The following is a 9,753-nucleotide window of genomic DNA, read 5'->3' as shown; positions in this document are numbered from 1 at the left end:
GGAGCTTCCATGGCCGCGAAGTGGCCGCCGCGGCTGAACTCGGTCCACTGCACCACGTTGTGGTCACGTTCGGCGAGCGGCCGGATCGTGATGTCGTTGGGGAACACCGCCACCGCGGTCGGTACCGGAGAGCGTGGCTTTGCCTGGCCCCAACTGCGCGCGTCTTCGAAGTAGATGCGGGCGGCGGATCCGGCGGTGCCGGTCAGCCAGTACACCGACACGTCGGTGAGGATCAGGTCGCGGTCGACGGCGTCTTCGGGCAGGCTGGCGCTTGGGTCGGTCCATTCCTTGAACTTCTCAACGATCCACGCCAGCTGGCCGGCGGGTGAATCGGTGAGCGCGTAGGAGAGGGTCTGCGGCCGGGTGGACTGGACGATCGCGTACCCGGTCATGTCACTGCCCCATGTCGTCATGAGCGCGAGGCGGGCCTGGTCGGACTCGGTGAGGCCGGCCAGTTCGGACGGGTCGCCGGAGGGGAAGGTGCCCAGGTTGTTGACGTGCACGCCGATGACATGATCGGGGTCGATGCGGCCAAGCTCGGGGGAGACGACTGAGCCGGTGTCTCCGCCCTGGGCCCCATACCGGTGGTAGCCGAGGCGGTGCATCAGTTCGGCCCAGGCTTGGGCGACCCGGCTGGTGTCCCAGCCCGGGGCGGCGAGTGGGGTGGAGAAGCCGAAGCCGGGCAGCGACGGAGCGACGACGTGGAAGGCGTCGGCGGGGTCGCCGCCGTGGCGGGCGGGGTCGGTCAGCGGGCCGATGATCTTCATGAACTCCACGACCGAGCCGGGCCAGCCGTGGGTGATGACCAGCGGCAGCGCGCCCGGCTCGGGGGACCGGACGTGCAGGAAGTGCACGTTCTGGCCGTCGATGACGGTGGTGAACTGGGGGAACTCGTTCAGCCGGGCCTCGTGAGCCCGCCAGTCGTAATCGGTGCGCCAGTAGGCGGCCAGGTCCTTCAGGTAGCCCAGCGGTACCCCGGCTTCCCAGCCGGCGCCGGGCAGCTCGTCGGGCCAGCGGGTGTGGGCGAGCCGGTCAGCCAGGTCGTCCAGGTCGGCCTGGGAGATGTCGATCCGGAACGGCCGAATCTCGGCGTCGGAACGGCTAGCAACCGTCATGGTCGCGTTCTCCTTCCAGCTGGTCGGCGGCGTGCCGCCGACGGTGGTGGTGGCGTCCATGCCGACATGTTAGGTGCTGTTGCGGTCAGATTCTGTCCGCAATCGATGGCAGACTTTGGAACATGTTGAAGACCTCGGCCCGGCTGTTGCGACTGCTGTCGCTGCTGCAGGCGCGGCGGGACTGGACGGGCCCGGAACTGGCCGCCCGGCTCGGGGTAAGCCCCCGGACGCTGCGCCGCGACATGGACAGGCTGCGTGGCCTTGGCTACCCGGTGGTCGCCACGCCGGGCACGGCCGGCGGTTACCGGCTCGGCGCGGGAGCGATGCTGCCCCCGCTGCTGCTCGATGACGAGGAAGCCGTCGCGGTCGCGATCGGGCTGCGGACCGCGGCCGGCGGGACCATCACCGGGATCGAGGAAGCCTCGGTCCGCGCGCTGGTCAAGCTGGAACAGGTGCTTCCCTCCCGGCTGCGCCACCGGGTCAGCGCGCTGCACTCGGTCACCGTGCCACTGCCCGGCGCAGGCCCGCCGGTCGACCCGGCGGTGCTGACGGTCATCGCCACCGCCGCCCGTGACCGCCTGCGGATCGGGTTCCGCTACACCAGCCACGACGGCACCCAGGGCGGCCGCGCCGCCGAACCGCACCAACTGGTCCATACCGGCCGCCGCTGGTACCTGCTCGCCTGGGACCTGACCAGGGGCGACTGGCGCACCTTCCGCGCCGACCGGATCACCTCACCCCAGATCACCGGGCCACGATTCACCCCGCGCGACCCGCCCGGTGGCGACCCTGCCGCCTACGTGTCGCAGTCGGTGTCAATCGCGCCGTACCGCTACCAGGCCCGCATCCGGCTGCACGTCCCAGCGAGCGCAGTCGCCGAACGTCTCCCACCCACCGTCGGCCACCTCCAAGCCGACGGTGAACACGCCTGCATCCTCCACACCGGCGCCGAATCACCTGACGTGCTCGCCATCTACGTGGCCATCCTCGGTGCCGAGTTCGAGATCCTCGACCCACCCGAACTCGCCGAGCACGTTCTCGCCCTGGCCAGCAGGCTCACCCGCGCGGCGCGCCACTGACTCATCCGATTGTGGACGCCACCGTGAGCACCCCTGGACTTCGATCGCGGCAGGCCATCCTGAGCACCGTCGGCCAGATCCAAGCCGCCTGATCGACGCCATCCGCGGCCCGTCAGATGGACGCGAGCACCAGCAGCACCGCGCCGATCCAGAAGAGCAGCAGGGGGAGGCGACTCGTGAGGGTCCTGTCGGACGTGCTGGCGGCGCGTCGATTGCGGGTGCGCAGTGAGCTGTCGAGGAGGAGCCCGGCCGCCATCAAGGCGACGCCGAGAACCTGGATGGTGCGACCCACCTGTCCTCCCTTCGGCTCCGTGTAGCTCACGCCAACCATAGGCCGCCGTGACCGTCGGGGGGGTGGGCTAGGGTCCTCACCATGACCGGTGGACTTTCCCAGCGGGCGGCCGTCGCGTCCCGGGTCGAGCGCCTGATTGAACGGGCCATGGCGTTCGCCATCGACGAGCGTGACGACGACGTCGCAGTCGCCCGCCTGGCCTGGCTGGCCCAGGACGACCATGCCGCGCTCGAGTCGGCCGGCGGGGTCTGCCTGGAGCACGCCGAGGGTGACCTGGTCGTCCGCGCCCGGGCCGCCGGGCTGCTGGCCCGGGTCCGCCACGACGACCTGTCCGGGGTCGGGCGCCGGCCGCCGACGATGCAGAAGCAGGCGATGGTCGGCTACGGTGAGCGGTCAGCCATACAAGCAGGTATCGGGGGTCGGGCGGACCTCGAGGGGGCCACAGCGAAGATGTCGACCGAGGTCGGCGACCTGGACGCCGCCCTGGCCACGCTGTACCAGCTGCCGCTAGAGCAGTTCGTGGCCACCCGCGACCAGCTCGCCCGTCGCCTCCGGGCCGCCGGGGACCGCGCCACCGCCCGTCAGATCGCCGGGCTCCGCCGCCCGCCCGTGAGTGCCTGGGCCGCCAACCAGCTCGCCCACGCCGCGCCGAACGCCATGGCCGAGCTGCTGGACGCCGGTGCCGCCCTGCGCCAGGCTCAGCAGGACGCGCTGGCCGGCCAGCCGGGCGCCGCCCGCCAGCTACGGACGGCGACCGCGCATCTGCGCGCGGCGATCACCCGCCTCAGCCAGCGGGCCGAGACCTTGCTGGTCCGGGCGGGGCATGCGGCCAGCGACGCCACCTTGTCCCGGCTGGCGGCCACGCTGCAGGCGGCCGCGACCGGCGACGAGGCGACCCGGGCGTCCCTGGCCCAGGGTCGCCTCCCGGGGGACCTGGATCCGGCGGGCTTCGGCCTGGACGTGGTTCCGGCCCCGGCGGAGCCGGCCGTCTCCGCCGACGTGGTCCCGGCCGCCCCGGTGGCGCCGGACGACCGGGCGGATGCGCGGCGCGAGCGGGCCCGGGCGGCGGCTCGGCGGGCGCTGGAGCAGACACGGCAGGCCGCCGAGCAGGCCCAGGCCGTCCTGGATCAGGCCCAGGCGCTGGCCGGCAGCCGCCAGCAGGTCGCCCAAGAGGCCCACCAGCGCTCCGAGCGGCTGGCGGCTGTCGCCCAGGACCTCGCCGACCAGGCCGCGGCGGCCGCCACCGCCGCCGAAGCGGCCCACCAGGCGGCCGACGCCGCCGACCGCGACGTGGACGAGGCGGCCGACCGGGTGCGGGCCGCCCAGGAGGCGCTGGAGGCGGCCGAGGCCGCCCATGCCGCCGCGGTGACCGCCCTGGAGGACCAGGCCTAGCGGCGGCGACCGCAGCGGACGGCCGAGGGTGATGGCTGGGGCGGCCGCCAAGGGCGCCAGGGGTCTGACCGACTCATACCAATCTGTACCAAGTGCCGGGGTAGTCCGTTCCCGGCGCAGCCACTGTCACATTTCGAACGTATGTTCGTATGAGCGCGTAGGATCGTCCTACGCAGAACAACGGAAGGAGCTCGAAGGTGAGCGACAACCAGGTGACCCTCAGCGGCAACCTGACCGACGACCCGGAGCTGCGCTTCACCCCCAACGGGGTGGCGGTGGCCAACTTCCGGCTCGCCGTCGACCAGCGGGTCTGGGATACCGACGGCTGGAAGGACGGTGAGTCGTCCTACTTCCGCGTGAGTGTCTGGCGCGACCAGGCCGAGCACGTCAGCCGCAGCCTCCACAAGGGGGCCCGGTGCGTGGTCGTGGGCCGGCTCAGGAGCCGCTCCTGGGAGACCCCGGAGGGCCAGCGGCGCTCCGCCGTCGAGGTCGACGCCGAGGAGGTGGGCATGAGCCTGCGGTTCGCGGCGGCCGCCTCCGCCCCGGCGCCGGCCGCCCCGGCCCCGCCGCCCGCCGAAGCCGCCACCGAGCGTCCCGCGCCGGCCAAGGCCGGCGGCAACGGGTCGCGCCGGGGCCGCCAGCCCGCCAAGGCGGCCGCCCGCGACGAGGCGCCGTTCTGACCTGTCTGACCTTTGGGGGAGTCCCTTGACCCTCACCATGCAGCCTTCCCAGCCGCCGGACACGACCGCTCCTCTGGCAGTGGTCAACGGTGTGCTGGAACACATCACCTACACCAACGAGGACACCGGCTACACCGTCGCCCGGGTCGCCACCGATCGCGGTGGTGACCCGGTCACCGTGGTCGGCCCGCTGCTCGGGGCCCAGCCCGGGGAGCATCTCCACCTGGAGGGCCGCTGGCGCAACCACCAGCTGTACGGGCGCCAGTTCGAGGTACGCAGCTACCGGGCCGTGCTCCCCGCCACCGTCCAGGGCATCCGCCGCTACCTGGGCTCCGGGCTGATCAGGGGCATCGGCCCCAAGATGGCCGAGCGCATCGTCGACCAGTTCGGGGTCGACACCCTGCGGGTGCTGGAGGAGGACCCGGGGCGGCTGCGCAGCGTGCCCGGCCTCGGCCCCACCCGGACGGCCATGATCGAGCAGGCCTGGGAGGAGCAGAAGGCCATCAAGGACGTCATGGTCTTCCTCCAGGGCGTCGGGGTCTCGACCTCGCTGGCCGTGCGGATCTACAAGGCCTACCGCGAGGAGGCCATCAAGGTCGTCACGCACGCGCCCTACCGCCTGGCCACCGAGGTGTGGGGCATCGGCTTCAAGACCGCCGACAAGATCGCCCAGGGCGTCGGCATCGCCTACGACAGCGCCGAGCGCGTCAAGGCCGGGCTCCAGTTCACCCTCTCCCAGGCCAGCGAGCTCGGCCACTGCTACCTGCCCGAGCCGGAGCTGGTGGCCAGGGCCTCGGAGATCCTCGGCGTCCGGCCGGAGCTGGCCCAGTCCTGCCTGGACGAGCTGGTGCGCCAGCAGGGCGTGATCCGCGACCCGGTGCCGATCCCCGGCTTCGACGACGGCGTGGACGGCATCTACCTGGTCCCCTTCCACCGGGCCGAGGTCTCGCTGGCCGCGGGGCTGCTGCGGCTGCGCTCGGTGCCCGAGCAGGCCGACCGGCTGCCCATGTTCCGCAACGTCGACTGGGCGGCCGCCTTCGCGTGGCTGGAGCGGGTCACCGGGAGCCGCCTCGCCGCCGAGCAGGAGACGGCGGTCCGGCTCGCCCTGACCGAGCAAGTGGCCGTGCTCACCGGCGGCCCCGGCTGCGGCAAGAGCTTCACCGTCCGCGCCGTGGTCGCCCTCGCCCAGGCCAAGAAGGCCCGGGTGGTGCTCGCCGCCCCCACCGGCCGCGCCGCCAAGCGCCTGTCCGAGCTGGCCGGGATGGACGCCCAGACCCTGCACCGATTATTGGAGCTGCGCCCGGGCGGCGACGCCGCCTTCAACCAGGACCGCCCGCTGGAGGCCGACCTGGTGGTGGTCGACGAGGCCTCCATGCTGGACCTGCTGCTGGCCAACAAGCTCGTCAAGGCGGTCCCGCCCGGCGCCCACCTGCTGCTGGTCGGCGACGTGGACCAGCTCCCCAGCGTCGGCCCGGGCGAGGTCCTGCGGGACCTGCTCGGGGCCGGCAAGGGAGCCGGGGTGCTCCCCCGGGTGCGCCTGACCCAGGTCTTCCGCCAGGCCCAGCAGAGCGGCGTGGTCACCAACGCCCACCGCATCAACGCCGGCCACCCGCCCCTGACCAGCGACCTGGACGATTTCTTCCTCTTCCCCGAGGACGACCCCGAGCAGGTGGCCGAGCTGACCGTCGACATCGTGGTCAACCGCCTGCAACGCCGCTTCGGCCTGGACCCGCGGCGCGACGTGCAGGTGCTCTGCCCCATGTACCGCGGCCCGGCCGGCTCGGCGGCGCTGAACGAGCGCCTCCAGCAGGCGCTCAACCCCGCCGCCCCCGGCCAGCCCGAGCGCCGCTTCGCCGGCCGCACCTACCGGCCCGGCGACAAGGTGATGCAGGTCCGCAACGACTATGAGAAGGGCGTCTTCAACGGATCGGTCGGCACCATCACCACCATCTCGCCGGAGGCCTCCGAGCTGTTCGTGCTGATGGACGACGACCAGGAGGTTCGCTACGGTTTCGACGACCTCGACGAGCTCACCCACGCCTACGCCCTGACCGTGCACCGCTCCCAGGGCAGCGAATACCCGTGCGTGGTCGTGCCCCTGACCCAGACCGCCTGGCTCATGCTCCAGCGCAACCTGCTCTACACCGCCGTCACCAGAGCCAGGCAGCTGGTGGTCCTGGTGGGCTCGCGACGCGCCCTCGCCAAGGCCATCCGGACCCCCGGCAACGGGCACCGCTACACCGCCCTCGACGACCGCCTGCGACGCGGCAGCACCCGGCTGGACGCCGCCGCCCAACGACGCGCCGGCGACCGGCACCGGGGCTAGCCCGCCGGCCAGACCGCGGCGGCCCGGCCGGCCGCGTCCAGGACCAGCCCGGCGTCGATCTCGACCCGGGACCCGGGATGTCGCGGGCCGGCCACTCGCAGACGAAGGCCAGCGGCCCCGGTGGCGGCAGGCCCCACACCCACACGTCCATCTCCCAGGCCAGCCGGTCGTAGCCCTCCCAGCGGACCAGCCACAGCGTGGGCGGGTCCGGGGACGGGATCTCGTCGAGGTCACGGCGGTGGTCCAGGTTGGTGGCCTTGCGGCCGTCGGCGAACCCGACCCCGAAGCGCAGGTAGTAGTCGGCGAACTCGCCGGCCGGGTCGACGCTGTCGCCGAACATGTTGAAGGCGCCGAAGGTGCTCTGCTCACCGGGGACGACCTCGCGGAGCCGCATGTGCAGGGTGCAGGCGAACCCGGCCGGATAGGCGCGGATGCCGGTCAGCCCGATCGCCCGCTGCGGCGTCCGGGCCAGGATCAGCTCGACGGGCACGACCCCGGGCACCAGGTCGGGGGCGGCTCGACCCAGTCAGGGAGCCGGACGGTGGTTGGCGGTAGGGGAGGATCTGGCAGACTGCCGGCGCCGACGTCGAGCCGGGAGCAGCCCATGCCAGCAGCCGAACGTGCCTTCCCCGACGGGTTCGTGTGGGGGACGGCGACCGCCGCCCACCAGGTCGAGGGGGGGAACTGGAACAACGACTGGTGGGCCTGGGAGCACACCCCGGGGTCGGGGTGTGCCGAGCCGAGCGGGGACGCCTGCGACCACTGGCACCGCTGGCCTCAAGATCTCCGGCTGCTGGCTGAGCTGGGCTTCGGGAGCTACCGGTTCTCGCTGGAGTGGAGCCGGATCGAGCCCGAGGAGGGCGAGTTCTCGACCGTCGCCCTCGACCACTACCTGGCCATGTGCGCCGGCTGCCGGGAGCTGGGGCTGGAGCCGGTGGTCACCTTCCACCACTTCACCACCCCCCGCTGGGTGGCCGCGGCCGGGGGCTGGGCCGAGCCGGCGACCGCCGACCGGTTCGCCCGCTTCTGTGGGCGGGCGGCCGCCCACCTGGGCGACGCCATGGCCCGCGCCTGCACCCTGAACGAGCCCAACGTGGTCGCCACGGCCGGCTACCTGCAGGGCCGCTTCCCGCCGGGCGAGCGCAGCCGCGACCGGCGCGAGCGGGCCAACGAGGTGTTCGTGGCCGCCCACGCCAAGGCGACCGGGGCGATCAAGGAGGCCATCGGGGTGCCGGTCGGGCTGACCCTGGCCATGGGCGACAACCGGGCCGAAGCCGGTGGGGAGGCGGCCCTGGCCACCCACCGCGCCGGCTGGGAGGACCCGTACCTGGAGGCGGCCACCGGCGACGACTTCATCGGGGTCCAGACCTACACCCGCCACCGGTTCGGGCCGGACGGGATGCTCGACCCCGAGCCGGGGGTGCCCCTGACCGCCATGGGCTACGAGTTCTGGCCCCAGGCGCTGGGGGCGACCATCCGCCGGGCCGCCGAGACCACCGGCGCGCCCGTGCTGGTGACCGAGAACGGCATCGCCACCGAGGACGACACCCAGCGGATCGAGTTCGTCCGCCAGGCCCTGGAGAGCGTGCTGGACTGCCTGGCCGACGGGATCGACGTGCGCGGCTACACCTACTGGAGCCTGCTCGACAACTTCGAGTGGGCCCACGGCTACCGGCCCACCTTCGGCCTGGTCGCGGTCGACCGGACCACCCAGGTCCGCACCCCCAAGCCGAGCGCGGCCTGGCTCGGCCAGATCGCCCGGGCGAACAGGCTCACCCGTTAGCTGGCCAGGCGCGGGGGGCCGGACAGCGCCGGGACTCCTGTGGGCCCGGCTCGTCCCGGCGGTATTTGCCGGTCAGCAGCCCCGAGACCGCATCGATCCCTCCCGCTCGGCGCCGCAACCAAGGAGACTAGCCCGATGATGGACGAGACGAATTGGGCCGGGAACTACCGGTACCAGGCCGCCAAGCTGCACCGGCCGTCCACGGTGGAGCAGCTCCAGCAGGTCGTGGCCGGTGCGCCCCGGGTCCGGGTGCTCGGCTCCAGGCACTCGTTCACCGGCATCGCCGACTCCGCCGAGCAGGTTAGCCTGCGTGGCCTGCCCGCCGACGTCGTCGTCGACCACGACGCCGGCACGGCCGCCTGCCCGGCCGGCCTCACCTACGGGGAGCTGGCCCTGGCGCTCCAGCGGGAGGGGGTGGCCCTGGCCAACCTGGCGTCGCTGCCCCACATCTCGGTCGCGGGGGCCGTGGCCACCGCCACCCACGGCTCCGGGGACGCCAACGGCAACCTGGCCACCGCCGTCGCCGGCCTGGAGCTGGTCACCTCCTCCGGCGAGCTCCTCCAGGCGTCCAGAGGCGACCCGGACTTCGACGGTCTGGTCGTCGGGCTGGGCGCGCTCGGGGCGGTCACCCGTCTGACGCTCGACGTCGAGCCCGCCTACCAGGTCCGCCAGCGGGTGTTCGAAGGCCTGGCCTGGGACGCCCTGCACGAGCACCTCGACGAGATCACCGCCGCCGGCTACAGCGTCAGCGTGTTCACCCGCTGGGCCGAGGCGGTCGACCAGGTGTGGGTCAAGCGCCGGGTCACCGACGACCCCGAGGCGGTCGACGACGACCTGTTCGGCGCGACCGCGGCCACCGTCGACCGCCACCCGATCATCGAGCTCGACCCGGTCAACTGCACCCCGCAGCTCGGTGCCCCCGGCCGCTGGTCGGACCGGCTGCCGCACTTCCGCATGGGCTTCACCCCCAGCAGCGGCGCCGAGCTCCAGTCCGAGTACCTGATCCCCCGCCGCCACACTGCCGCCGCCATCGGGGCCGTCCACGCCCTCGCCGATCTGATCCGGCCGGTGCTGCAGGTCAGCGAG

Annotated in this window: 8 protein-coding genes; 6 read left to right on the top strand and 2 right to left on the bottom strand. The window is 73.1% G+C overall.

From position 1 onward, the window contains the following. On the bottom strand, positions 1–1,115 hold a 1,115-nt coding region (locus VF468_10065), incomplete at its 3' end, for an epoxide hydrolase (GenBank protein HEX5878654.1). A 122-nt stretch (positions 1,116–1,237) separates the two neighbouring features. On the opposite strand from VF468_10065, the gene VF468_10060 reads away from it, so the two are divergent. Further along, a complete protein-coding gene (locus VF468_10060; GenBank protein HEX5878653.1) occupies positions 1,238–2,194 on the top strand; it encodes a YafY family protein in 957 nt (318 codons plus the stop codon). 112 nt (positions 2,195–2,306) lie between these two features. On the opposite strand, the gene VF468_10055 is transcribed toward VF468_10060, so the two are convergent. Continuing rightward, a complete protein-coding gene (locus VF468_10055) occupies positions 2,307–2,516 on the bottom strand; it encodes a hypothetical protein (protein HEX5878652.1) in 210 nt (69 codons plus the stop codon). A gap of 51 nt (positions 2,517–2,567) precedes the next feature. On the opposite strand from VF468_10055, the gene VF468_10050 reads away from it, so the two are divergent. The 5 genes from VF468_10050 to VF468_10030 form a co-directional block, all read left to right on the top strand. After that, positions 2,568–3,878, top strand: coding sequence for a hypothetical protein (locus tag VF468_10050; GenBank protein ID HEX5878651.1), 1,311 nt, complete (start codon positions 2,568–2,570; stop codon positions 3,876–3,878). A 197-nt stretch (positions 3,879–4,075) separates the two neighbouring features. Next, positions 4,076–4,558, top strand: coding sequence for a single-stranded DNA-binding protein (ssb, locus tag VF468_10045; protein HEX5878650.1), 483 nt, complete (start codon positions 4,076–4,078; stop codon positions 4,556–4,558). 37 nt (positions 4,559–4,595) lie between these two features. Continuing rightward, positions 4,596–6,884, top strand: coding sequence for an ATP-dependent RecD-like DNA helicase (locus VF468_10040; GenBank protein HEX5878649.1), 2,289 nt, complete (start codon positions 4,596–4,598; stop codon positions 6,882–6,884). Between the two features lie 604 nt (positions 6,885–7,488). Next, the gene (locus VF468_10035) at positions 7,489–8,667 is read left to right on the top strand and encodes a family 1 glycosylhydrolase (protein HEX5878648.1); all 1,179 of its coding nucleotides are present in this window, start codon (positions 7,489–7,491) and stop codon (positions 8,665–8,667) included. A gap of 135 nt (positions 8,668–8,802) precedes the next feature. Then, positions 8,803–9,753 (top strand): FAD-binding protein (locus VF468_10030; GenBank protein HEX5878647.1); only part of this gene is annotated, 951 nt, incomplete at its 3' end.

Source organism: Actinomycetota bacterium, from assembly GCA_036280995.1.
Lineage (GTDB): Bacteria > Actinomycetota > CALGFH01 > CALGFH01 > CALGFH01 > CALGFH01.
Note: the sequence above shows the minus strand (reverse complement) of the source record. Positions and strands in the feature narration are given on the sequence as shown.

Coding starts and splice junctions, on each gene's coding strand:
- VF468_10060 (HEX5878653.1), top strand. CDS start 1,238: ATGTTGAAGACCTCGGCCCGGCTGTTGCGACTGCTGTCGCTGCTGCAG.
- VF468_10050 (HEX5878651.1), top strand. CDS start 2,568: ATGACCGGTGGACTTTCCCAGCGGGCGGCCGTCGCGTCCCGGGTCGAG.
- VF468_10040 (HEX5878649.1), top strand. CDS start 4,596: ATGCAGCCTTCCCAGCCGCCGGACACGACCGCTCCTCTGGCAGTGGTC.
- VF468_10035 (HEX5878648.1), top strand. CDS start 7,489: ATGCCAGCAGCCGAACGTGCCTTCCCCGACGGGTTCGTGTGGGGGACG.